The following is a 21,837-nucleotide window of genomic DNA, read 5'->3' as shown; positions in this document are numbered from 1 at the left end:
TCAGTTCTCCTGTGCCGCTGCGGATTCGATGTCAGCGAGATGGTTGGCGGCGATATAGCCGAACACCATGGCGGGACCGATGGTCGCGCCGGCACCGGCGTAGTCGTTGCCCATCACGGCCGCGGAGTTGTTGCCCGCCGAGTACAGGCCCGGGATGACCGTGCCCTGATCGTCGAGCACGCGAGCATGCTCATCGGTGACCAGACCGCCCTTGGTGCCCAGATCGCCCGGTACCATCTCGACCGCATAGAACGGGCCGCGCTCGAGCGGGGCCAGAGTCGGGTTGGGCTTGACGGTCGGATCGCCGTAGTAGCGGTCGTAGGCCGAGTCGCCACGCGCGAAGTCCTCGTCGCGGCCATTGCGCGCGAACCCGTTGAAGCGCTCGACGGTGGCGGCCAGCTTGTCGGCCGGAACACCCAGCTTGGCGGCCAGTTCCGCGAGGGTGTCGGCCTGCTTGATGATGCCCGCGTCGAAATACTTCTGGGGCAGCGGCCGCTTCGGGAAGTTGCCCAGGAACAGGTACCGGTCACGGAAGTTCTGATCGAAGATGAAGTGCGCCGGAATGCTGCCCGGGGCCTTCTTCTCCTGCTCGTACATGGTGTGCACGACATTCACGTACGGCGCGGACTCGTTGACGAAGCGCTGACCGTTGGCGTCGACCACGATCGCGCCGGGCTGCGAGCGCTCGGCCAGCATGAAGAACGGCGGGCCGTCGGGGTTGCGGACCGAGGGACCCCACCAGGCGTCGTCCATGAGATCGACTGCGGCACCGGCCTTCTGGCCCGCCAGGATGCCCTCGCCCACGTTCTCGGTCGCGCCGACGGTCCAGCCGGTGTCCTGCGGCCCGTCGATGTACTGCTTGCGCATCTCCAGGTTGTGCTCGAAACCGCCCGCGGCCAGCACCACACCGCGCCGGGCCTTGATGGTGACCGGACGGCCCTCGTGCTCGGCGTGAATGCCGACCACGACACCGTTCTCCACGATCAACTCGGTGAGCGGGGTGTTCAGCCACACCGGCACGCCCGCGTCGCGCAGCGACAGCCACAGCCGGGCGGCCAGCGCCTTGCCCAGGCTCAACGGCTTCGCGCCCTTGATCATGTTGAGCGCGGTCTGCGCGCCCACCTTCATGGCGGTCTTCTTGCCCGCCCAGGTGCGCGCGATCATGTTCAGGTCGTGGAAGTCCTTGACCGTGATGGCGATGCCCTTGGGCGCGGACATGGTCGGGCGGTTGATCTTGTCCAGATCCGCGCCGAGCAGGCGGCCGTCGATGATCTTGGGCTCGATGCTGCGCCCCTGCGCCAGCCCGCCGGGGAACTCGGGGTGGTAGTCGGAGTAGCCGCGGTCGTAGGCGAAGGCCCAATGCTTGGAGCGAGCGCCGATGTAGCGGAACATCTCCGGGCCCTGCTCCAGGAAGGCCCGCTGCTTGGCTTCCGGAACCCGGTCACCGACAACGGCTTTCAGGTAGGTGCGGGCCATCTCCGCGCTGTCCGGCACGCCCGCGGCCTGCAGCACCGGGTTGTTCGGCACCCAGATGCCGCCGCCCGAACGCGCGGTGGAACCGCCGAAGAGGCTGCTCTTCTCGATCAGGGTGACCGACAGGCCCCGGTAGGCGGCGGTCAGCGCGGCGGTCATGCCCGCCGCACCGGATCCCACGACGACGACGTCGAATTCGAATTCCATGAATCTCGATCCTTAATAGCCGCAGCTGGTCAGCATGCCGCCGTCGACGACGAATTCGCCTCCGGTGCAATAGCTCGAGGCGTCCGACGCCAGGAACAACGCCACCTCGGACACCTCGACGGGCTGGCCCCAGCGCGGAATGGGCAATTCGGAGAAGAAACTGTTGCCGTCCACCCCGGACGCGCCCGCCACGGACGCGGTCATGGGGGTGGCGATGCCGCCGGGATGAATCGAGTTCACCCGGATACCCGAGTGCCCCAGCTCCCGGGCGGCCGACTTGGTGAGCCCGCGCAGCGCGAACTTGCTCGCGCTGTAGGCCGACAGCCCGGCCGCACCGACGAAGCCCTCGACCGAGGACACATTCACGATGGACCCGCCACCGGCGCTGGTGAGGGCGGGCGCGGCCGTCTTGATGCCGAGGAAGGAGCCGGTGACGTTGATGTTCATGATGGTCTGGAACTCGTCCAGGCTCATCTCCACAATGCGCTTGAACCGCAGGATGCCCGCGTTGTTCACCAGCACATCCAGCTTGCCGAACTTGGTGGTGGCCGCGGAAACCGCTGCCTGCCAGTCGGATTCACTGGTCACGTCGTGATGCACGTAGTGCACCGCGTCGCCCAGCTCGGCAGCGAGGGCCTTGCCCTCGTCGTCCAGCACATCACCGAACACGATCCGCGCGCCCTCGGCAACGAACCGGCGCACATGCTCCGCTCCCATGCCGCGCGCGCCACCGGTCACCAGCGCTACCTTGCCGTCCAGCTGTCCCACCGAATCCTGCCTTCCTCTGCTCGTCTCCCGACGCTAAGTCCGGATGCGCGGACCCGGCACGGTGTGGTCCCGGCCACTGAGACATCCCGATGACCTGAGGCTTTGGGTGCAGAAGTATTCCGGTTAGGCATAAAGGCCCCGTGGGGTGCGGCTGAAACATTTCGGCACGGAGCCAGGGCGCGGCAAGGAGTCCGGATGAAGTTCTCGATGATCTTCGAAGCGCAGATGACCGACCCGACCGCTGCGCACGAAGCCCAGGTATTGCGCGATTGCGTGGAACAGGCGGTGCTCGCCGACGAGATGGGTTTCGACGCCGTGTGGGCGGTCGAGCATCACGGGCTCAAGTGGTACGCGCACATGAGCGCCCCGGAGATCTTCCTGACCTACGTGGCCGCCAAGACCACGCGGGTGCGCATCGGCCACGGCGTGGTCTGCATGCCCTTCGGCTTCAATCACCCCGTCCGCACGGCCGAACGCGCGGCCATGCTCGACGTGCTTTCCGGCGGCCGCCTCAACCTCGGCGCGGGCCGGGGCGCGACCGCGGTCGAAACCTCCATGTGCGGAGTCGATCCCGACCGTACCTATCAGGAGGTCGAGGAATCGCTGCGGATGATCGCGACGGCCTGGCAGGACCCTGAGGGCGAATTCGAATACCACGGTGAGCTATTGGACATCGATCCGCATCACCTGCTGCCGCGCCCGGTTCAGCGGCCACACCCGCCGCTGTTCATGGCGTGCACCAAGAAGGACACCCTGAAACTCGCCGCCGACTACGGAATCGGCGCGCTGGTCCTGGGTTTCGCGGGTATCGAGGAGATCGCCGAACTACGCGGCATCTACGACGCCGCCATTGCCGCACGCACCGGGGAACGCTTCGTCTCCACCGTCGTCAACGATCACTTCGCGGCGCTGTGCCCGACCATCGTCCTGGACGACCGCGAGCAGGCCCAGCAGATCGGCGCGCGCGGGCAACGCTTCTTCGCGCAGTCCATCAAGTACTACTACGGCGCGGGCCCGGTGCCCGACGAGGCCGTGGAGCCCGGCGTCGACGAGATCGCCAAGATGCGCGAAATCGCCGACGAGCACGTCGCTTTCCTGCACGAGGCCAAGATCCCGGTGAAGTCCGGGTCCACCGCGATCTTCAATACCGAGCACGCCTACGGCAATGCCGACGACGCCATCGCGTATGTCGAGCGACTGCACGAGGCAGGGGCCGACGAGATCCTGTGCCTGATCCAGATGGGCACCGTGCCACAAGCCGCATGCATGGAGACCATCCGCCAATGGGGCGAGAAGGTCATCCCCCACTTTCGCAACAAGTAGAAGGAAGTCGAAATGGCTGATCTGACAGGCAAAGTCGCCCTGATCACCGGTGCCGCGCGCGGCCAGGGCGCGGCCGAGGCGCGACTGTTCGTCGAGCGCGGCGCCAAGGTGGTCATCACCGACGTGCTCGAGACCGAAGGCAAAGAACTCGCCGAATCCCTCGGCGAGGCAGCGCGTTTCGTACGCCACGACGTCACCGACGCCGACAGCTGGGACGCCGCCGTCAAGGTCGCCGTCGATACCTTCGGCAAGCTCGACGTGCTGGTCAACAATGCCGCCATCTACATCATGAAGCCGCTCACCGAGACCAGCCCCGAAGAGCTGGACCGGATTCTGCAGGTCAACCTGGTCGGCGCGTTCCGCGGCATCAAGGCCGTGCTGCCCGCCATGACCGCGGCCGGCGGCGGTTCCATCGTGAACATCTCCTCGCAGGCCGGGCTCGAGGGCCTGATGAACCACTCCGCCTACGGCTCCTCCAAGTGGGGTCTGCGCGGCCTGTCCAAGATCGCCGCCCTGGAGCTCGGCCCCGCCCAGATCCGGGTCAACTCCGTACATCCCGGACCGATCGCCACCCCGATGGTCCCCTATCTGACCACCGGCCCCGGCAGCTTCCCCACCCTGCCGCTGGAGCGCACCGGCCTGCCCGAGGAGGTCGCCGAACTGGTCGCGTTCCTGGCCTCGGACGCCTCGGCCTACATCACCGGCGCGGAGGTGACCGTCGACGGCGGGCTCGCGGCGGGCAAGTTCATTCCGCGAAACATGTAGTCGGACAGCATGATCCAGGAAGGCCCGCAATGACCCTGTCCCCCGAATGGCAGACCTTCGTCGATGCCGCCACCGCGGCATTCCCGGCGCTGGGCACCGACGTGCTCGACGCCGCCGAAGCGCGGGCCTTCCTGGCCGCCCGCTCCGCCCCCGCCGTCGAACCGATTCCGGTTGCGGCGGTCGAGGACTGGCTGGTTCCCGGCCCCGAGGACGCCCCCGAGGTGCCGGTGCGGCTGTACCGGCCGCTGGATGCCGAGGCCGTGCCCGGCGTGGTGGTCTTCTATCACGGCGGCGGATTCGTGTTGTGCGACTTGAATTCCCACGACCGCTTCTGCCGCACCATGGCCAATACCGCCGGTGTCATCGTGATTTCGGTCGACTACCGCCGCGCCCCCGACGCCCGCTTCCCGGCCGCCGCCGACGACGCGTACGCGGTGCTGCGCTGGGTGGCCGACAATGCCGAATCCCTGGGCGGCGACCCCGACCGGCTGGCCGTCGCCGGCGACAGCGCGGGCGGCAATCTCGCCACCGTCGCGGCGCTCACCGCGCGCGACAACGGCGGTCCCGACATCGTCTTCCAGCTGCTCATGTACCCGATGCTGGACCCGAACTGCGACAGCCGTTCCTACACCGACAATGCCGAGGGCTACTTCACCACGGCCGCGCACCTGCGCTGGTATTGGCAGCAGTACCTGTCCTCGGACGCCGAACGCTCCGACCCCTACGCGAATCCTCTGATCGCGGACCTGACCGGACTGCCACCCGCGCACATCGCCACCGCCGAATTCGATCCGCTGCGCGACGAGGGCGAGACCTACGGCCGACTGCTGCGCGAGGCGGGCATCGAGGCCGAGATTCACCGCTGGAACGGCACCGTGCACGGCTTCATGTCCATGGCCTATCACCTGCGAGAGACCCAGCGCGCCAACACAACCGCGTTCGAGGCGCTGCGCCGTGCACTGTCCCGCACACCCGTCATGTGAAATTCCCAGTGGGTTCACAACCCCAGGGGTTAGCATCGCTTGCGTTCATCCGTTTGAAACGTGAGGAAATCACTTGTCGGTCGCACGCCACATCTCGTCCGTGACAGGCACCGCTCTGGCGGCCATGACCCTGGCCGCCGCCGTCGCCGGATCCGCACACGCCGCGCCCGGCAGCTATGGCACCCTGGCGCTTTCGCGCCTGAAGAACAGCGCTGTCGCCGAATCCGAGACCAGCAAGGTCGCCGCCGACGCCGCCGCCATCCGCAGCTGCTCCTACTACGACTGCGAGATCGTGCTGCGCTTCACCGACGGCTGCGGCGCGGTGGTCCAGGGCGCGGACGGCACCTGGGGCTGGGCGGTCGGCGGCAGCCTCGACGAGGCGCAGCAGAACGCCATCACCAGCCTGGGCCAGAGCGCTCCCCCGTTCCCGGACCTCGGCAGCGCCCAGCCCGTCGCCGCCCACGTGGTCGCCAGCACCTGCACCAAGGACTATCAGTAACAACGACTTTCGAGCCGAGGCTCAGTGCGGGTGCTGGGCCTCGTACGCCGCACGCTCGGCGGCACGACGGGCCGCGCGGGTCGGGTTCTCCAGATCCTCCGGGAACCCGTGCTTCACGAGCCGGTGCGCCCGGTTCATCGGCATGTAGGCCACGATGTAGAACAGCGCCAGCAGCACACCCAGCAGAATCACCGCGAGCTTCAGCGCCAGCTCACCCGGCAGCAGGAACGCCAGCGCGAAAACCGGGAGCATCGGCACCATTTGGCGCACGATGTGGCGGGGCACCGCCCAGGTGCCGGTGAGATCGTTGCGCACCCACTCCCGTAGTTCTTCGGGCAGTACGCGCCCGCAGGTGTAGCCGATCCACTGAACAGGGTTGGGGCGCTTCATTTCCGGCTTCCCTTCGTCGACACTTCGGGCTCCGCCAGGACCGATCGCCGCGCCGCCGCATTGACCCGGCCGAGCACCTCGCGCAACTCCTCGAGATCGGCCAGGCTCACCCCCAGCCGCGCCACCACCGCGGGCGGGATCTTCTCGGCCTCGGTGCGCAACTCCCGCCCGGCGGCGGTCAGATCCACCACGAGGTTGCGCTCGTTGTGGACGTCCCGCCGCCGGGTGATGAGCCCCGCCGCCTCCAGCCGCTTGAGCAGCGGGGAGAGCGTCGGCGAATCGAGCTGAATGGCCTCACCGATGTCCTTGACCGACATCGGCGCCTCACCCCACAGCGCCAGCATCACCAGATACTGCGGATGCGTCAGCCCCATCGGCTCGAGCAGCGGCCGATACACCGCCAGCACCGCCCGATTGGCGACCGCGAGCGCGAAGCACACCTGCCGGTCCAGCTGCAACGGGTCGATCGCCTCGACCCCGGTGTCTGCCGTCGGTTCCACCGCTACGCCCTCCTCGATCACCTTTGTTAGGGCAACAATAGTTAATGCACTAACTGTTAGTCGACGACTCGGCGAGTAATTGGCGTCACATGTCAGCCCTGCTGCTGCGCCAGCGACGCCATCAGCGTGACGATGCGGCCGGTGTCCATGTAGTCGCGGAACAGCGTGACCAGGCCGTCCTCGACGCGAATCACGTTGACGGAGCTGCGAACCCACTCGCGCGGCCGATCCGGGCGGGTGATGTCGATATCGCACTCGGTGACGAAGAGGCCTGGTTCGGTGGTCTCGTGCACGGTCGGACGGATCCCGTGCACCTCGACCCCGGCCATATGACTGCCGGACCAGCGCGCGGCCAGATACTCCCGGATCTGCTCGCGCCCCTCGATGCGGTCGGGCTGACCGGGGATCAGGAACGGGATCTCGAAGACGGCATCCGGTGCCATGAGCTCGGCGAAGCCGCCGGGATCACGCGAGGGCAGGCCTTCGAAGAGCCGCAGCACGACGTCGCGAGGGGTTTCGACGGATGTGGACATCACTACCTCCAAAACGGAACGTTGGACCCGCTTAATATTCGGGGCGTACGCCCCGGTTGTCAACGGGTAGGTAGGCTGACGGAGTGACGGAACGCCCCCTGCGCGCCGATGCCCGCCGCAATCGCGAGCGGGTCCTGGCCGCCGCCCAGGAAGCCTTTGCCGCCGAAGGCATTTCGGTGCCGCTCGATGAGATCGCGCGCCGGGCGGGCGTCGGGGCGGGCACCGTGTACCGCCACTTCCCCACCAAGGAAGCACTTTTCGAGGCCGCGATCCTCGATCAGGTCGAGCGGATCACCGCGCACGCGCACGAACTGACCGAAGCACACGATCCGGGCACGGTGTTCTTCGAATTCCTGGCCAAGCTGGTCTTGCAGGGCGGTGTCAAGCGCGACCTGGCCGACGCACTGCGGAGCACCGGCGGGCAATTCCCCCGCACGGCGTCCGACGACCTCAAATCAGCTCTGGCCATCCTGCTTTCCCGCGCCCAGTCGGCCGGGGCGGTGCGACCGGAGATCAGCGTCGACGACCTGCTCGCCATCATCAAGGGCATCTTCGTCTCTGTGCACGAGGCCGGAGCGGACCCCGGATTGCGCGACCGCATCTTCGCCGTGATCACCGACGGTCTGCGCGCAAATAACGGGCAATAAGTCGCTGAAATATTGCGGAAAGAACTGAAACGAGGGCGAATCGCCCGCATAGTTCCGCAATGTCCGCACGTTTTTGCAACTCTGATGATTTGATGCACCATGTGCTGATCGGTTGCCCTTTGGGCACCGCAGCCCGGGGCTGTTCTTCGAAGTTCATTCGTGCGAGTCGACGACAGGAGATCAGGTTCGATGAAGCGTGCGATCCGTGCCGTCGCCGTTACGGCTGGTCTGGCAGTGGCAGCCTGCGGTAACACCCCGAAACCCGACGCCGCGCCGCAACCGCCACCCCCGCGCACGCTGACCGTCGGCATCAAATTCGATCAGCCCGGACTGTCGGTCCGGGGACCCGACGGCAAACCCCACGGCTTCGACGTCGACACCGCCGTCTACATCGCCGACAAACTCGGCGTCACCCCCGACCACATCACCTGGCGCGAGGCCCGCTCCGAGCAGCGCGAGGACCTGTTGAACTCCGGCGCAGTCGATTTCATCGTCGCCTCCTACTCCATCACCGCCGCGCGCCAGCAGCTGGTCTCCTTCGCCGGGCCCTACCTGCTGGCCGGCCAGGACCTGCTGGTGCGCCAGAGCGAACGCGCCATCGACCAGCCCGAGGACCTCGACGGACGCACCGTGTGCACCGCCGAGGGCTCCACCTCCGCCGACAAGATTCGCCGCAGTTTCGCCCACAATGTGAAGCTCTCCACCCGAGACACCTACGCGCAGTGCGTCTCCGACCTGATCGCGGGCACCATCGACGCCGTCACCACCGACGATGTCATCCTGGCCGGGTACGCCCACGAACATCCCGGCGTGCTGCGCGTGGTCGGACACCGCTTCACCCGCGAGCGCTACGGCGTCGGCGTGCACAAGGGCGATCTCGACCTGCAGAACCGCATCACCTCGGCGATCCGGCTGATGATCGACGACGGCAGCTGGCGCCGCGCCATGGAGGCGAATCTGGCTGCCAGCGGCTACAAGCCGATGCCCGCGCCGGTGGTCTTCAATGCCCCCGATAAAGCGGTCGAACCCGGCGATCCGACCACCCTCGATCCCGAATTGGTGAATGCCGCCAAGGCCGTCGCCGCCACCTCCAATGCCCGTGACTGGGAAGGTTTTCGCTCGCTGGTCTGCCCCGAAACCGCCGACACCATCGACGAAATCGTTTTCCAGTACACCCCGCAATTCGACAAAAACCTCGGCGCGGAGGTGAAGAACGCGGGCTACACCAATACCGTCACCGGCGTCACCCAAAACGACCCGAACTCCGCGACCTTCGCATTCCACGAAACCTTCACAAACGTCCCCGAGAAATACCGCAGCTACTTCAAGGACATCGACTACACCGGCAGCATGGTCCGCCGCAACGGCTCCTGGAAACTCTGCAGCCTCGCCGCCGACTTCGTCGAACCCTGAGCCAGCACCTACCGCCGAAATAATGCGGTGCACCGGGACGGGCGGTGCACCTACCCTCGACGGCAGTCGAAAGAAAGGACAGTCCAATGTTTCCCGTCGAGCTGCGCGGTACTCGGGCGCAGACGCTCATGTGGGCCCACGAGCACGAGGTCGAACCGGCCGCGCTGCAGCAGCTGCGCAATATCGCACAACTGGAATGGGTCTACGGCGTACGGGTGATGCCGGACGTACACCTGGGCAAGGGGGCGACGGTCGGATCGGTCATCGCCATGAAGGACGCGGTCGCCCCGGCGGCCGTCGGGGTGGATATCGGCTGCGGGATGGAAGCGGTGCTGACCTCGCTCACCGCCGCCGATCTGCCGGACAACCTGCACTCGCTGCGGTCGCGCATCGAAGCGGCGGTGCCGGTCGGGTTCGCGGCGCACGACGACCCGGTGAACGTGAACCGTTTGAACGCAGAGGTTTTCGGCCAGCGCGCCGCGGGCACCACCATGCGCGCGGGCTGGGATCGCTTCTGGAAGTCGTTCGATGCGCTGGATCCTGCCGTTCAGTCGCGTGAGTCCAAGGCACACAAGCAGATGGGCACCCTCGGCGGAGGGAATCACTTTTGCGAGGTATGTCTGGATTCAGAGGGTCGCGTCTGGATCCTGCTGCACTCCGGTAGCCGCAATATCGGCAAGGAACTCGCCGAGCGGCATATGGCCGTGGCGCGCACCCTGCCGCACAACGTCGACCTGCCGGATCGCGATTTGGCCGTATTCCTCTCCGGGACACCGGAAATGGATGCCTACCGGCGCGACCTGACCTGGGCGCAGGAGTACGCGGCACGCAACCGGTCCGTCATGCTGGCCCTGGTCTGCCAGGCCGTCAGCACCGAATTCGACGGGTTGGCAGTGCGTTTCGAGACGCCGATTTCGTGCCACCACAACTACGTGGCCGAGGAGGTCATCGACGGGATGCCCATGCTGGTGACCCGTAAGGGCGCGGTGCGGGCGGGCGCGGGGGATCTCGCGCTGATCCCGGGCTCCATGGGGACGCGGTCGTATGTGGTTCGGGGCAAGGGAAATCCGGCCTCGTTCCAGTCGGCGTCGCACGGTGCGGGGCGGCGGATGAGCCGTAACGCCGCCAAGCGGCAGTTCACGGTCGCCGACCTGGTCGCGCAGACCGAGGGCGTGGAGTCCCGCAAGGACGCCGGGGTGATCGACGAGATCCCCGCGGCGTACAAGGACATCGATCAGGTCATCGCGGCTCAGGGCGACCTGGTCGACATTGTCGCCACGCTCCGCCAGGTGTTGTGCGTCAAGGGCTGAGCCAGGTGCTGTGTGTGAAGGGTTGAGTCAGGGGCAATGTGACGGGTTCAGCGGCGGCGGAAGGTCGCCGCTGCACCCGCACCGACCAGCAGGATGCCCACGATGAGCGGGAATCCCGTTTGCAGCCACTGGAACAACGCGATGTGCATGTCATCCGACACCGGCAGATCACCGATCAGCCGGAAGGTGTCGTCCGGGAAGATGAAGTGGATGATCCCGGGCAGCACCCCCCACACCAGCCCGGCGACGATGGTGCCCGCCGGCGAATAGGCGGCCATGGCCGCGACGATCAGGAACAGGATCGCGGCGGCCAGGATCTCGAAGGTCGAGCCGACCCGATCGGCGAAGTCCCCCAGAATCGTCCACTGTCTGGTGCCCGCCGCACCGCGGGCGGCGAGAGCGATGCCGACGGGGGTGATCAACAACCCCACCAGCGACGCGGTCACCGTGCGCGACACCCCTCCGCTACTGCGAAACTGCGCCCCGGGCGGAGTCCACCCCGCGGGCGATGGAAACTTCTCCGGCATCTGCGTCTCCCTGCGCACCCCCGGACGCCCTTCGTGCCCGGACCCCTATTGTCCGTCCGCCCACGGGATTCCGCGCGATCTTGACCGCTCCGCAACCAAGGCGCTGTTCACCGGTGTTTTACAGCGCGAATGCGTGTCCGGTTGGGAGTATTTGCACGTTTGTCTCCGGTGTGAAATCGGCTGCTGCGGCGGCGAAATGCTCCGCGCCGGATCGGTCACCCTTGGTCATGAGTCGGTCGCCGAGCGGCCCGCTGGAGAAGGCGTAGTGGATCGGCACGGCCACTCGGGGACGCAGGACGCGGGCGAGATCGGCCGCCTCCACCGCATCCATCACCACCTGCTTGTTGAGCGCCGGGCGGATACGCAGGCCGTTGACCGGGAGCAGGGCCAGGTCCAGATCCGGGAAACGCCTTGCAATGTCGTCCAACTCGGCGATGCGCAGGGTGTCCGCGCCGAAGAAGACGGTGTGCCCGTCCGCGCGCAGCACGAAGGTCACCTCGGGGACGCCATGGCTGGCCGGGGCAGCGGTCACCTCGACCGGGCCGAGGTGGGTGGACTGCCAGGGCGCGAGCTCGACAACGTTCGTAAAACCGGCCGCGCGCACCCTCTGCGCCAGCCCCGGCACCACCGCGAAGGGCACCGACTTATCGGGATAGGTGATGAGCGCAGCCAGATCACAGTGGTCGTAGTGGCCGTGACTGATGACGATGCCGGATAACTCCGGCAGCTCGGCCGCGGTGGCGAAGGCGCGCGGCTCACCCTGGCGGTAGAAGCGGGTCTCCGACAGCCACGGGTCGGTGAGGATTCGGGCTCCGCCGAAATCGATGAGGGCACTGGCATGAACGACGCGGGTGACCGTGAGCATGGCGTTTCCTAACAAGACGGGCGTCTACTTACTTTAAGTAGACGCCCGTCTTGTTACCCTGTCAATGTGCCGGACCAGCCCACCACCGCCCGCAATCGCAACCGCCGAGGCGAGGGCGCACGCTTGCGCGACGAACTCGTCACCGCCGCCAGCCGCCTGCTCGAAGACCTCGACGGCCAGGAAGCCCTGTCCCTGCGTGCCGTCGCCCGCGCCGCCGGAGTCGCCCCGCAGAGCGTCTACCTGCACTTCGCCGACAAACGCGAGCTCCTCACCGCCGTCTACCGACTCCGCTTCGGCGAACTCCGCGAAGCCCTGCTCACCGCCCTGGCCCCGATCCCCGAAACCGCTGCCGCCGAACGTCTTTCCGCCCTCTGCCACGCCTTCGTCGACTACGGCGTCACCCACCCCGGCCATTACCGCGTCCTCTTCGGCACCGCCGGAACCCCAGGCTGGGAACCCACCTCCGGCCAGCTCCCCGGCCTACCGACCATGGAACTGCTCACCACCACCGCGGCCGCCACCGGCACCCCCGACCCGGCCGCCACCGCCCAATGCCTCTGGGCAGGCATGCACGGCCTCATCACCCTCCGCCAAGACCGCCCCAGCTTCCCCTGGCTCCCCCTCGACCACCTGGTAGACACCCTCGTCACCGCTCACCTGGCCGGGGGCCGCTGATCCGTCCGATTCGCGGGCTTGGCGACCGCCCCCAGGGTGCGGAGTCCGGTCAATCGGGTGCGGTGTCCGGCCAACCGGGGGGTGCGAAGTTGGGGGAAGTTGCGGGCGGCGTGGGCGTGGTGTCGGTGCGGTGGGGCACGATGGTCGGCGTGACCTCAGCCGACTCGAACGCCTCCGACCTCGTCCCTGCTCAGCCCGGTGCGGGGGGATTGCGCGAGGATGCCGAGCGGCTGTTGCGGGAGCTGGCGGGGCCCGCGGCGCGGCTGCGGGAGGATCAGTGGGTTGCCATCGAGGCGCTGGTGGTGGGGCGGCGGCGGGCGCTGGTGGTGCAGCGGACCGGGTGGGGTAAGTCGGCGGTGTACTTCATTTCGGCGAAGCTGCTGCGGGCGCAGGGGCGGGGGCCGACGGTGATCGTGTCGCCGCTGCTGGCGCTGATGCGCAACCAGGTGGCGGCGGCCGAGCGGGCGGGAGTCGTTGCGGCGACCATCAATTCGGGGAATGTCACCGAGTGGGACGATATTCACGCGCGGGTGGCGTCCGGGGATGTGGACGTGCTGCTGGTGAGCCCGGAGCGGCTGAACAATCCGGACTTCCGGGATTCGGTGCTGCCCAAGCTGGCCGCCGACGCGGGGCTGGTGGTGATCGACGAGGCGCACTGTGTCTCGGACTGGGGGCATGATTTCCGGCCCGACTACCGCCGCATCCGCACGCTCATCGCCGATCTCGGGTCCGACGTACCGGTGCTGGCCACCACGGCCACCGCCAACGACCGGGTGGTCACCGATGTCGCCACCCAGATCGGCACGGACACACTGGTTTTGCGCGGCAGCCTGGATCGTGAGTCGCTGCACCTGTCGGTGGTCCGCATCGCCGACGCCGTCGAGCGCACGGCCTGGCTGAGCAAACGCCTGCAGGAGCTGCCCGGCTCGGGCATCGTCTACACGCTGACCGTCGCCGCCGCCCACGATCTGGCCGACGTGCTGAACTCCCACGGGCACACCGTCGCCGCCTACACCGGGCAGACCGACCCCACCGAACGCGAACACCTCGAAGTCGCGCTGCTGAACAACGAGGTGAAGGCGCTCATCGCCACCTCGGCCCTCGGAATGGGTTTCGACAAGCCGGATCTCGGCTTCGTCGTGCACCTGGGCGCGCCCTCCTCCCCCATCTCCTACTACCAGCAGGTCGGCCGTGCCGGACGCGGCACCGAACGCGCCGAGGTGGTGCTGCTGCCCGGCCACGAGGACCGCCAGATCTGGAGCTACTTCGCCTCGGTCGCCTTCCCGCGCGAGCACATCGTGCGCTCGGTGCTCGCCGCCCTCGACACCGATCGCCCACTGTCCACCGCCGCCCTGGAACCGCTGGTGGAGCTCAACCGCTCCCGCCTCGAGATGGTGCTCAAGGTCCTCGACGTGGACGGCGCGGTGCGCCGGGTGCGCGGCGGCTGGCTCGGTACCGGCGAACCCTGGACCTACGACACCGAACGCTATGAGCGCCTCAGCATCGCCCGTGAGGCCGAACAGCAGGCCATGATCGACTACGAGGCCACCGACGGCTGCCGAATGACGTTCCTGCGCAGCCAACTCGACGATCCCGGCCTGGCCCTGGGCACCGTCTGCGGCCGCTGCGACAACTGCACCGGCACCCGCCAGGACACCACCATCGATCAGACCGCCCTCGCCGAGATCCGCACCCGCCTGGATCGTCCCGGCATCGATCTCGCGCCCCGCAAGCAGTGGCCCACCGGCCTGGCGAAGCTGGGAATCTCGTTGTCCGGCAAGATCTCCGACGGCCCGGAGACCGGCCGCGTGCTGGGCCGCCTCAGCGACCTCGGCTGGGGCCAGCGCCTGCGCCCGCTGCTCGACGGCCCCGACGCCCCCATCCCGGACGAGGTATTCCGTTTCTGCACAACGGTATTGCGCGAATGGGATTGGGCGCAGCGCCCCACGGCGGTGCTGGCCCTGGACTCCGGCAGCCGCCCGATCCTGACCCGCTCCCTCGCCGCCCGGCTCGCCCAGGTCGGCCGCCTCCAAGATCTCGGCGTCTTGCACCTGCGCCCCGATCTCCCACCGGTCTCGGCCGCCAACTCCGCGCACCGCGTCGCCGCGCTCAACAATGCCTGGGAGACACCGGATCTCAGCGCTCTCGACGGCCCCGTCCTACTGGTCGACGCCCTCACCGACACCGGCTGGACCTTCACCATGGCCGCCCGCACGCTACGCGCCGCCGGAGCCCCCGCAGTCCTCCCCTTCGCGCTGGCCACCCCGTCCTAATTCTCCGCGTACCGTCGAATCGGGAGGGAGACACCATGACCGACACTCCGAACGACGAACCGGACCCGCGGGCACACTGGCGCAAGCTACCGCCCGAGCCCACCAAGTTCATCGAGGAAAAGGACACCGAGCCCGCGGCCATCGACTACGGGTCCGACTACGACCCGGACCGGGATGCTTCCCGGTACGGCACCGGGTAGCGCGGAAGCGCTCAGGCTTCCGCGGGGGGTTTGCGGTTCTTGAGATCGTCGACGGAGTCCACGTAGCGCAGCATCAAGCGGGCGAAATCGAGGCGATCCTGTTCGGCCCATTCGGCGGTGATGTATTCGAAGGCGGCGCGCTGCTGTCTGCGGAAGTTCGCCATGAATTCGTGTCCCTGCGGGCTCAATTCGAGCACCGCGCGACGACCGTCGAGCTGAGACGGGACCCGGCGCAGGTAGCCCGCCTTGATGCTGTCGGTGACCATGCGGCTGGCCACCGACGGGTCCACGCACAGGGCGGTGGCGATCCCACCGACGGTGATCTCCCCGGGCGGCTCTCCCGGGCCCACCGCCGGGCAGCCCAGGACCATGCCCAGCACCAGCGCCCGGGTCGAGTCCCGGGCGGAGATGGGATTCTCGACTTCCTGCAGGACGCTGCGCCTGAGCTTGCCGAATGCCGGGCCGACGGCATCGAGCAGCTCGTCGGGGGTGCGGTCGTCCTGTGTCATGTGCACATCGTATCTGCATGCATGACGGAACATATGTGTTGACTGTCAGATGTGTGCATGACAGCATGTATTTGTCCATATGCATGGATTCTCACTCGATCGGAGTTACCCATGACCATCCTCGTCACCGGTGCCCGCGGCCAGATCGGCCGCGCCGTCCTCACCGGCCTGCACGCCCGGGGCCTGCCCGTCCGCGCCACCAGCAAGGACCTGTCCGCGCTCGACCTGCCCGCCGGGGTGGAAGCCGTCGAGTTCAGCGATGATCCCGAAACCCTTTCCGCTGCACTGGAAAACGTGCGGCAGGTCTTCCTCTACGCCAACCCCGCACTCGCCGACACGTTCGTGGCCGCCGCCGAGAAGGCCGGGGTGGAGCACGTCGTGCTGCTGTCCTCCTCGGCGGTCGACGGCCCGAATCCCGACGGCAATCCCATCGGCGCCATGCACGTGGCCGTCGAAAGGTCGCTCGCCGCCGCAAGTTTCGCCACCACCACCCTGCGCCCCGGCGGATTCGACAGCAATGCCCTCGGCTGGACCGAGACCGTCGCGGCCGGGCAGCCGATCGAACTCCCCTACCCGCAGGCCGCCCTGTCCATGATCCATCCGCTCGACATCGCCGATATCGCCGTCGCCGCCCTCACCGGGGACGAATTGCGCGGTCGCACAGTCTCTCTCACCGGCCCGGCGCCGATCAGCTTCCGCGCGCAGATCGGCGAGGTGTCGGCGGCCATCGGGCGTGAGATCCCGGTCGTCACCGTCACCCCCGAGGCTGCCCGCGAGCAGATGACCCGCACCATGCCGCCCTTCATCGTGGATGCGCTGCTGTCGGCCTGGGCCGAGATGGCCGACCACCCCCAGGCGCCCGCCGACACCACCGAAACCCTGCTCGGCATCCCGGCGCGCACCTTCGGTCAGTGGGCTCGAGAGAACGCGGCCGCCTTCACCGCCGCCTGACCGGCCCACTGCCCGAGTTGCCCGGCCGTCGCGGAAACCACTGTCCACCAGGGGCGCGACGCGTACGCTCAGACAAATCCCGCAGTCGCCTAACGATCCCGGGGAGTTCATCATGGCGTCCGCAGCACCCAAAGCCCCACCCCTGCCACTGGTTCGCGCCATCGCTTGGTTCCGCGACAGCCTGGCCGCCCTGCACCGGCGGTTGGTGCCCGGGCACATCGCACTCCTGGAACTGTCGACCATCGGCTATCTCACCCAGGCCACCTGCGCGGCCGCCGAACTCGGTATCGCCGATGCGCTCGCCGCGGGTCCCCGGCAACCCGCCGACCTCGCGCGGGCGATCGGCGTCGACGAGCACGCGCTACGTCGGCTGATGCGGCTGCTCGTCAGCGGCGGGGTCTTCGCACAGCAGCGTGACGGGGCCTACCGATTGACCGGCATCTCCCAGGGCCTGCGCGGCGACGCGGAGGTCTCGCTGCGAGATCTGTTCCTGCTCTTGGGATCCGACCTGCATCGCAGGCACTGGTCCGACCTGACCGGCTCGGTGCGGCAGGGCAGGTCACTGTGGACCGAGACGGAGGGCATGGAGTTCTGGCAGTACGCCGAGGAGCATCCCGAGGTCGCGGAGGTCTTCGACCGCGCCATGACCAGCGTCAGCACCCTGGCCACCGAACCGTTGCAGGTCGCCTACGATTTCGGGCGCTTCGGCACCCTCGTCGATATCGGCGGCGGCCGGGGCAGCCTGCTCGTCGACATCCTGCGCCGGCACCCGACCATGCGCGGCGTCCTCTACGACCTGCCACGCGTCGTCGAGGGCCTGCCGGAACAGCTGCTGAGCCCCGGCCTCACCGGGCGCCTGACCTTCGAGGGCGGCAGCTTCTTCGACACCGTCCCCAAGGGCGGCGACGCCTACCTGCTCAAACACATCATCCACGACTGGAACGACGAGGACGCCGAACGCATTCTGCGCACGGTGCGCACCGCCATGGAATCCGAAGCGCGGCTGCTGATCATCGACATCGTCATGCCCGAGCATCACCGACCGCATCCGGGCAAGGTCATCGATCTGGAAATGCTGGTCAATACGCCCGGCGGCCGGGAACGCACCCAGACGGAATTCGGGAATCTGCTCTCCCGCAGTGGTTTCGTGCTCACCCGCGTGGTGCCCACGGTCGCACCGGACTGTGTCATCGAGGCCCATCCGGCCTGGTGAGGCCCGCTCACCGGAAGATGCCGACGACGGTCCGGGTGCTGATCGCCCCAGGCAGCGATCCCACCCGGACCCGTCGACGCTGCCCGTGGGGCGAGTGCGGCGCAATCCACACGCCCACCACGGGCGGCCGCCTCCCTGGTTCCGTTGTCGCGCAGCTACGTTCAGCTGTCAGGCGGAGCGCCGGACGCGTGGGCCGACAACCCCTGCGGCCCGATCGGTCCAGCCGTCCGCCATCTGCGCCAACAGGAACCAGGCGGCGTGTACTTGTTCGTCCGACACCTTCTCGGCCGTCTTCAGCAGATGCACGGCGCGTACATGCGCCGCCGCCATGGCATCCACCACGGCCCCGAGCGATTCGGCCCGCGCTACACCCCTCGGCAGCGCTCGGCTCGACACCCATTCGTCGATGAAACCGACCAGCTGGGTGCGTAGTTCGTCGATCCCGCCGGTGTCGCCGGACCGCTCCCGTCGCTGCAGGTGCAGTTCGGCCAGTGCCCGGGCCCAGCGGGTGACCACATGGTCGTCGGGCTGATCGCCGATGTGACCGCAGAAGGCCGCGAGCAACTCGTGCCAGTCGGGCAGTACCGGGCGATCGGCGAACCTGTCACGGCCGCTCGCCCGCCACAGCTGTGTGCTATCAGGTTGGGGTACGTACATACCTACCTCCACGGCGGTGCGGGCGCACCCGGGGCCGCGGGCGGTCACCGGACCGCGAGCCCGGCGCGGCAAGGGCGGACCGCGCCGGATCCGGGCAACCGCTATCGGCGAAGGGCACATCTCGATGCGGCACCGGGTGCTCCTCCAGAATGACCGCTCAGGCCGTCCCGCCCACTGCCCTTCCCCCGCCCTCCGACTGCCCCTCACCACCAAGACCAACCGACCGGTCCGCGCCCGTTACTCTCCCTCTCCCCCAACGCAATTCGGCCGTAACCCACCGACCCCCGAGCCGTCACACTGTCACACGACCGTGGCCTCACGCCCGGATCCCCGCAGCCGCTGTGGATTCCGGCCGAAGCAAACCGGAACGACGACGATGATCCCGAGCTGGAATGACGAATGCGGTAAAGCTCCCGGACGGGCGTGGTCGATCAGACTTTGACCAGGTCGTCGGCGTGGACGACGGGGCGTTGCATGCTGTCGGGGAGATCGGTGGTGGAGCGGCCCTTCATGGTGTCGAGTTCGTCGCTGTCGTAGGCGGCTACGCCGCGGGCTACGAGCTCGCCGTCGGGGGCGATCAGGTCGATGACGTCGCCGCCGTAGAAGTGGCCTGCCACCTGGGTGATTCCGGCGGCGAGGAGGGAGTGGCGGCGTTCGGCCACTGCGGCCACCGCGCCTGCGTCGAGGTGGACTGCGCCGCGGGCGTCGGCGGCGTGGCGGACCCAGAACTTGCGAGCGGAGAGGCGGGTGGGGCGGGCGGCGAAGGCGGTGCCGACGGTGGCGCCCGAAAGCGCTGCTGCCGCATCGGAAGCCGCGGCCAGTAGCACCGGGACGCCGGCGTCGGCGGCGAGACGGGCCGCGGACAGTTTGGAGGCCATGCCGCCGGTGCCGAGCGCGCCACCGGAACCGGCGATCACGCCGTCCAGGTCGGCGCTGCTGCGCACCTCGGGGATGAAGTTGGCCGCGCCCTTGCGCGGGTCGCCGTCGTAGAGGCCGTCCACGTCGGAGAGCAGGATCAGCGCGTCCGCGCCGACCAGGTGTGCCACCAGGGCCGCGAGCCGGTCATTGTCGCCGAAGCGGATCTCTTCCGTTGCGACGGTGTCGTTCTCGTTCACCACCGCGATGGCGTGCAGCGAGCGCAGTCGATCCAGGGTGCGCTGGGCATTGCGGTGCGGCTCGCGACGACCGAAGTCACCGGCGCTCAAGAGCACCTGGCCGACCACCCGGTCGTAGCGGGCGAAGGAGGTTCCCCACGCGTGCGCCAGGGCCAGCTGGCCGACGCTCGCGGCGGCCTGCTTGGTGGCGAGATCCTTGGGGCGCTTGGACAATCCGAGCGGGGCCATGCCGGCGCCGATGGCGCCCGAGGACACCACGACGAGGTCCGAGCCCGCGCGCATGCGGGCTTCCACCGCATCGGCAAGCTGGTCCAGACGCGCGGTGTCGAGGCCACCCTCCAGACTGGTCAGCGCCGACGACCCGATCTTGACCACGACGCTGCGCGCCGACGCGATCGCCTGCCGCGCCGCGCTCAGTTCAGCGATCGGAGTGCCACTCGAAACCACTTGCACCACACCTCAATTCGCCCGCGATGCCGCAGCATCGTCGCACCCGAATCCGTCGTTCCGCCACACCGGCCGCCCGCATCATCGCGAACGGCCCTGCGGCACAGTCCTACTCGTCGTCGTCGATCAGACCACGGCGTGCACGCGAGGCGTGCTTGCGCTCCGCGGCGCCGATGCGGTCGCTCTGATCCAGGCGCGGGTCCACGCCACGACGGGTCAGCAACGTCTCCACACCCGCGGAAATCGAAGGCTCCCAATCGAAGCAGTAGTCCGCGATGGTCACCGAGGCGCCCGGCTCGGCGCCCAGCTTGACCAGCTCCTCCTCGACACCGAGGCGGGCCAGACGATCGGCCAGGTAGCCCACGGCCTCGTCGTTGTCGAACTGGGTCTGGTGCACCCAGCGCTCCGGCCGCTCGCCGACGACGATGAAGCCGCCCTCCACCTCCGGATCCGGGAGCACCCGGAAACCGGTGTCGCCCTTGATAACCGGGCGAATGATCTGCCGCTTCGCCTCCGCCTTGGGATGTGCTTCGCGGTACTCGGCCACCAGATCCGCCAGCGCGAAGGTCAACGGCCGCAAGCCTTCCCGGCTCACCGCGGAAATCTTGAACACCGGCCAGCCGCGCTTGGCGAACTCCGGCATGACGAAATCGGCCAGCTCGTCGGCGTCGGGCACATCGGACTTGTTGAGAATGACCACGCGCGGGCGATCGGCCAGATCGCCCAGGCTCGCATCACCCTTCAGCGCGGGCTGATACGCGGCCAGTTCGGCCTCGAGGGCATCCACATCCGACACCGGATCCCGGCCCGGCTCCAGGGTGGCGCAGTCCACGACGTGCGCCAGCACCGCGCACCGCTCCAGATGCCGCAGGAAATCCAGGCCCAGACCACGGCCCTCGCTCGCGCCCGGAATCAGACCCGGCACATCGGCCACGGTGAAAGTCGTGTCGCCCGAAAGCACCACACCGAGATTCGGCACCAGCGTGGTGAACGGGTAATCCGCAATCTTCGGCTTGGCCGCCGACAGCACCGACACCAGCGACGACTTACCGGCCGACGGGAAACCCACCAGGCCCACATCCGCCACCGACTTGAGCTCGAGCACGAGCTCGCGCTCCTGCCCTTCCTCGCCGAGGAGCGCGAAACCGGGGGCCTTGCGCGCCTTGGACACCAGCGCGGCATTGCCCAGCCCGCCACGGCCACCGCGGGCCGCCACGTACTGCGCGCCCACGCCGATCAGGTCCGCGAGCACCTCGCCCTCGGGGCTCATCACGACGGTGCCGTCCGGCACCTTCAACAGCAGACCCTCGCCCTGCTTGCCATTGCGGTTGGAGCCCTCACCGGGCTTGCCGTTGCCGCCCTTGGCATGCGGGTGGAAGTGGAAGTCCAGCAGCGTGTGCACATTCGGGTCGACCTCGAGGATCACATCCCCGCCATTGCCGCCATTACCGCCGTCGGGGCCACCCAGAGGCATGAACTTCTCACGCCGCACCGAGGCACACCCGTGCCCACCCTTGCCCGCGCTCACGTGCAAAACAACACGGTCGATGAATTTGGACATATCGGTGATCATCCTCCTTCAGGACTGGTCGTC

23 protein-coding genes are annotated in these 21,837 nt (G+C 68.0%); 12 read left to right on the top strand and 11 right to left on the bottom strand.

Annotated elements, in window-relative coordinates:
• On the bottom strand, nucleotides 1-1,680 hold the full coding sequence (kstD, locus tag ACYVN4_RS29745) for a 3-oxosteroid 1-dehydrogenase (RefSeq protein WP_460725315.1): 1,680 nt from the start codon (nucleotides 1,678-1,680) through the stop codon (nucleotides 1-3).
• 12 nt (nucleotides 1,681-1,692) lie between these two features.
• Nucleotides 1,693-2,448, bottom strand: coding sequence for a glucose 1-dehydrogenase (locus ACYVN4_RS29740; RefSeq protein WP_460725314.1), 756 nt, complete (start codon nucleotides 2,446-2,448; stop codon nucleotides 1,693-1,695).
• A 195-nt stretch (nucleotides 2,449-2,643) separates the two neighbouring features.
• On the opposite strand from ACYVN4_RS29740, the gene ACYVN4_RS29735 reads away from it, so the two are divergent.
• The 4 genes from ACYVN4_RS29735 (at nucleotide 2,644) to ACYVN4_RS29720 (ending at nucleotide 6,018) form a co-directional block, all read left to right on the top strand.
• Nucleotides 2,644-3,771, top strand: a complete 1,128-nt coding sequence (locus ACYVN4_RS29735) for an LLM class flavin-dependent oxidoreductase (protein WP_460725313.1) — start codon at nucleotides 2,644-2,646, stop codon at nucleotides 3,769-3,771.
• A gap of 12 nt (nucleotides 3,772-3,783) precedes the next feature.
• Nucleotides 3,784-4,536 carry an SDR family NAD(P)-dependent oxidoreductase gene (locus tag ACYVN4_RS29730; RefSeq protein WP_460725312.1) on the top strand — a complete coding sequence of 251 codons (753 nt, stop codon included), beginning with the start codon at nucleotides 3,784-3,786 and terminating at the stop codon, nucleotides 4,534-4,536.
• A gap of 29 nt (nucleotides 4,537-4,565) precedes the next feature.
• Complete coding sequence (locus ACYVN4_RS29725; protein WP_460725311.1) at nucleotides 4,566-5,519, top strand: alpha/beta hydrolase; 954 nt, start codon at nucleotides 4,566-4,568, stop codon at nucleotides 5,517-5,519.
• Nucleotides 5,520-5,619: 100 nt separating this feature from the next.
• Nucleotides 5,620-6,018 carry a DUF4189 domain-containing protein gene (locus ACYVN4_RS29720; RefSeq protein ID WP_460725310.1) on the top strand — a complete coding sequence of 133 codons (399 nt, stop codon included), beginning with the start codon at nucleotides 5,620-5,622 and terminating at the stop codon, nucleotides 6,016-6,018.
• A 21-nt stretch (nucleotides 6,019-6,039) separates the two neighbouring features.
• Here ACYVN4_RS29720 and ACYVN4_RS29715 read toward each other — a convergent pair whose 3' ends face one another.
• The 3 genes from ACYVN4_RS29715 to ACYVN4_RS29705 all read right to left on the bottom strand — a co-directional run bounded on the left by ACYVN4_RS29715 (nucleotide 6,040) and on the right by ACYVN4_RS29705 (nucleotide 7,441).
• Nucleotides 6,040-6,408 (bottom strand): DUF5313 family protein, encoded by a 369-nt coding sequence (locus ACYVN4_RS29715; protein WP_460725309.1) that lies wholly within the window; start codon nucleotides 6,406-6,408, stop codon nucleotides 6,040-6,042.
• Nucleotides 6,405-6,908, bottom strand: coding sequence for a MarR family winged helix-turn-helix transcriptional regulator (locus tag ACYVN4_RS29710; protein WP_460725308.1), 504 nt, complete (start codon nucleotides 6,906-6,908; stop codon nucleotides 6,405-6,407). Before ACYVN4_RS29710 ends, ACYVN4_RS29715 begins: the two co-directional genes overlap by 4 nt.
• Before the next feature lie 92 nt (nucleotides 6,909-7,000).
• On the bottom strand, nucleotides 7,001-7,441 hold the full coding sequence (locus tag ACYVN4_RS29705) for a nuclear transport factor 2 family protein (protein ID WP_460725307.1): 441 nt from the start codon (nucleotides 7,439-7,441) through the stop codon (nucleotides 7,001-7,003).
• A gap of 83 nt (nucleotides 7,442-7,524) precedes the next feature.
• Between ACYVN4_RS29705 and ACYVN4_RS29700 the strand changes: the two genes are divergently transcribed.
• The 3 genes from ACYVN4_RS29700 to ACYVN4_RS29690 all read left to right on the top strand — a co-directional run bounded on the left by ACYVN4_RS29700 (nucleotide 7,525) and on the right by ACYVN4_RS29690 (nucleotide 10,811).
• The gene (locus tag ACYVN4_RS29700; RefSeq protein ID WP_460725306.1) at nucleotides 7,525-8,088 is read left to right on the top strand and encodes a TetR/AcrR family transcriptional regulator; all 564 of its coding nucleotides are present in this window, start codon (nucleotides 7,525-7,527) and stop codon (nucleotides 8,086-8,088) included.
• 189 nt (nucleotides 8,089-8,277) lie between these two features.
• The gene (locus ACYVN4_RS29695; RefSeq protein ID WP_460725305.1) at nucleotides 8,278-9,501 is read left to right on the top strand and encodes a glutamate ABC transporter substrate-binding protein; all 1,224 of its coding nucleotides are present in this window, start codon (nucleotides 8,278-8,280) and stop codon (nucleotides 9,499-9,501) included.
• Between the two features lie 86 nt (nucleotides 9,502-9,587).
• Nucleotides 9,588-10,811, top strand: a complete 1,224-nt coding sequence (locus ACYVN4_RS29690; RefSeq protein ID WP_460725304.1) for an RtcB family protein — start codon at nucleotides 9,588-9,590, stop codon at nucleotides 10,809-10,811.
• A 47-nt stretch (nucleotides 10,812-10,858) separates the two neighbouring features.
• Here the strand turns inward: ACYVN4_RS29690 and ACYVN4_RS29685 are convergent, their stop codons facing one another.
• Together ACYVN4_RS29685 and ACYVN4_RS29680 are read right to left on the bottom strand one after the other, a co-directional pair.
• Nucleotides 10,859-11,269 (bottom strand): hypothetical protein, encoded by a 411-nt coding sequence (locus ACYVN4_RS29685; protein WP_460725303.1) that lies wholly within the window; start codon nucleotides 11,267-11,269, stop codon nucleotides 10,859-10,861.
• Between the two features lie 187 nt (nucleotides 11,270-11,456).
• Nucleotides 11,457-12,203, bottom strand: a complete 747-nt coding sequence (locus ACYVN4_RS29680) for an MBL fold metallo-hydrolase (RefSeq protein WP_460725302.1) — start codon at nucleotides 12,201-12,203, stop codon at nucleotides 11,457-11,459.
• 66 nt (nucleotides 12,204-12,269) lie between these two features.
• Between ACYVN4_RS29680 and ACYVN4_RS29675 the strand changes: the two genes are divergently transcribed.
• The 3 genes from ACYVN4_RS29675 (at nucleotide 12,270) to ACYVN4_RS29665 (ending at nucleotide 15,351) form a co-directional block, all read left to right on the top strand.
• The gene (locus tag ACYVN4_RS29675; RefSeq protein WP_460725301.1) at nucleotides 12,270-12,878 is read left to right on the top strand and encodes a TetR/AcrR family transcriptional regulator; all 609 of its coding nucleotides are present in this window, start codon (nucleotides 12,270-12,272) and stop codon (nucleotides 12,876-12,878) included.
• A 140-nt stretch (nucleotides 12,879-13,018) separates the two neighbouring features.
• Nucleotides 13,019-15,151, top strand: a complete 2,133-nt coding sequence (locus ACYVN4_RS29670) for a RecQ family ATP-dependent DNA helicase (protein ID WP_460726738.1) — start codon at nucleotides 13,019-13,021, stop codon at nucleotides 15,149-15,151.
• A gap of 35 nt (nucleotides 15,152-15,186) precedes the next feature.
• A complete protein-coding gene (locus ACYVN4_RS29665; protein ID WP_460725300.1) occupies nucleotides 15,187-15,351 on the top strand; it encodes a hypothetical protein in 165 nt (54 codons plus the stop codon).
• A gap of 11 nt (nucleotides 15,352-15,362) precedes the next feature.
• On the opposite strand, the gene ACYVN4_RS29660 is transcribed toward ACYVN4_RS29665, so the two are convergent.
• The gene (locus ACYVN4_RS29660) at nucleotides 15,363-15,860 is read right to left on the bottom strand and encodes a MarR family winged helix-turn-helix transcriptional regulator (protein WP_460725299.1); all 498 of its coding nucleotides are present in this window, start codon (nucleotides 15,858-15,860) and stop codon (nucleotides 15,363-15,365) included.
• A gap of 111 nt (nucleotides 15,861-15,971) precedes the next feature.
• Between ACYVN4_RS29660 and ACYVN4_RS29655 the strand changes: the two genes are divergently transcribed.
• Both ACYVN4_RS29655 and ACYVN4_RS29650 read left to right on the top strand, forming a co-directional pair.
• Complete coding sequence (locus ACYVN4_RS29655; RefSeq protein ID WP_460725298.1) at nucleotides 15,972-16,811, top strand: SDR family oxidoreductase; 840 nt, start codon at nucleotides 15,972-15,974, stop codon at nucleotides 16,809-16,811.
• A gap of 112 nt (nucleotides 16,812-16,923) precedes the next feature.
• Complete coding sequence (locus ACYVN4_RS29650; RefSeq protein WP_460725297.1) at nucleotides 16,924-18,024, top strand: methyltransferase; 1,101 nt, start codon at nucleotides 16,924-16,926, stop codon at nucleotides 18,022-18,024.
• 168 nt (nucleotides 18,025-18,192) lie between these two features.
• On the opposite strand, the gene ACYVN4_RS29645 is transcribed toward ACYVN4_RS29650, so the two are convergent.
• The 3 genes from ACYVN4_RS29645 to obgE form a co-directional block, all read right to left on the bottom strand.
• Entirely contained in the window at nucleotides 18,193-18,681 is a 489-nt protein-coding gene (locus ACYVN4_RS29645; RefSeq protein ID WP_460725296.1) for a DUF4254 domain-containing protein, read from the bottom strand.
• A 431-nt stretch (nucleotides 18,682-19,112) separates the two neighbouring features.
• Complete coding sequence (gene proB, locus ACYVN4_RS29640; RefSeq protein WP_460726736.1) at nucleotides 19,113-20,213, bottom strand: glutamate 5-kinase; 1,101 nt, start codon at nucleotides 20,211-20,213, stop codon at nucleotides 19,113-19,115.
• A 139-nt stretch (nucleotides 20,214-20,352) separates the two neighbouring features.
• Nucleotides 20,353-21,804 carry a GTPase ObgE gene (gene obgE, locus ACYVN4_RS29635; protein WP_460725295.1) on the bottom strand — a complete coding sequence of 484 codons (1,452 nt, stop codon included), beginning with the start codon at nucleotides 21,802-21,804 and terminating at the stop codon, nucleotides 20,353-20,355.
• Between the last annotated feature and the right edge of the window lie 33 nt (nucleotides 21,805-21,837).

This window comes from Nocardia heshunensis (assembly GCF_054782115.1).
Note: the sequence above shows the minus strand (reverse complement) of the source record. Positions and strands in the feature narration are given on the sequence as shown.

Bases quoted from the DNA above. Each gene is read 5' to 3' on its own strand.
- kstD (WP_460725315.1), bottom strand. From the start codon at position 1,680: ATGGAATTCGAATTCGACGTCGTCGTCGTGGGATCCGGTGCGGCGGGC.
- ACYVN4_RS29655 (WP_460725298.1), top strand. From the start codon at position 15,972: ATGACCATCCTCGTCACCGGTGCCCGCGGCCAGATCGGCCGCGCCGTC.
- ACYVN4_RS29660 (WP_460725299.1), bottom strand. From the start codon at position 15,860: ATGACACAGGACGACCGCACCCCCGACGAGCTGCTCGATGCCGTCGGC.
- ACYVN4_RS29695 (WP_460725305.1), top strand. From the start codon at position 8,278: ATGAAGCGTGCGATCCGTGCCGTCGCCGTTACGGCTGGTCTGGCAGTG.
- ACYVN4_RS29650 (WP_460725297.1), top strand. From the start codon at position 16,924: ATGGCGTCCGCAGCACCCAAAGCCCCACCCCTGCCACTGGTTCGCGCC.
- ACYVN4_RS29730 (WP_460725312.1), top strand. From the start codon at position 3,784: ATGGCTGATCTGACAGGCAAAGTCGCCCTGATCACCGGTGCCGCGCGC.
- ACYVN4_RS29690 (WP_460725304.1), top strand. From the start codon at position 9,588: ATGTTTCCCGTCGAGCTGCGCGGTACTCGGGCGCAGACGCTCATGTGG.
- ACYVN4_RS29725 (WP_460725311.1), top strand. From the start codon at position 4,566: ATGACCCTGTCCCCCGAATGGCAGACCTTCGTCGATGCCGCCACCGCG.
- ACYVN4_RS29645 (WP_460725296.1), bottom strand. From the start codon at position 18,681: ATGTACGTACCCCAACCTGATAGCACACAGCTGTGGCGGGCGAGCGGC.
- ACYVN4_RS29665 (WP_460725300.1), top strand. From the start codon at position 15,187: ATGACCGACACTCCGAACGACGAACCGGACCCGCGGGCACACTGGCGC.
- ACYVN4_RS29715 (WP_460725309.1), bottom strand. From the start codon at position 6,408: ATGAAGCGCCCCAACCCTGTTCAGTGGATCGGCTACACCTGCGGGCGC.
- ACYVN4_RS29680 (WP_460725302.1), bottom strand. From the start codon at position 12,203: ATGCTCACGGTCACCCGCGTCGTTCATGCCAGTGCCCTCATCGATTTC.
- obgE (WP_460725295.1), bottom strand. From the start codon at position 21,804: ATGTCCAAATTCATCGACCGTGTTGTTTTGCACGTGAGCGCGGGCAAG.
- ACYVN4_RS29670 (WP_460726738.1), top strand. From the start codon at position 13,019: ATGGTCGGCGTGACCTCAGCCGACTCGAACGCCTCCGACCTCGTCCCT.
- ACYVN4_RS29735 (WP_460725313.1), top strand. From the start codon at position 2,644: ATGAAGTTCTCGATGATCTTCGAAGCGCAGATGACCGACCCGACCGCT.
- ACYVN4_RS29705 (WP_460725307.1), bottom strand. From the start codon at position 7,441: ATGTCCACATCCGTCGAAACCCCTCGCGACGTCGTGCTGCGGCTCTTC.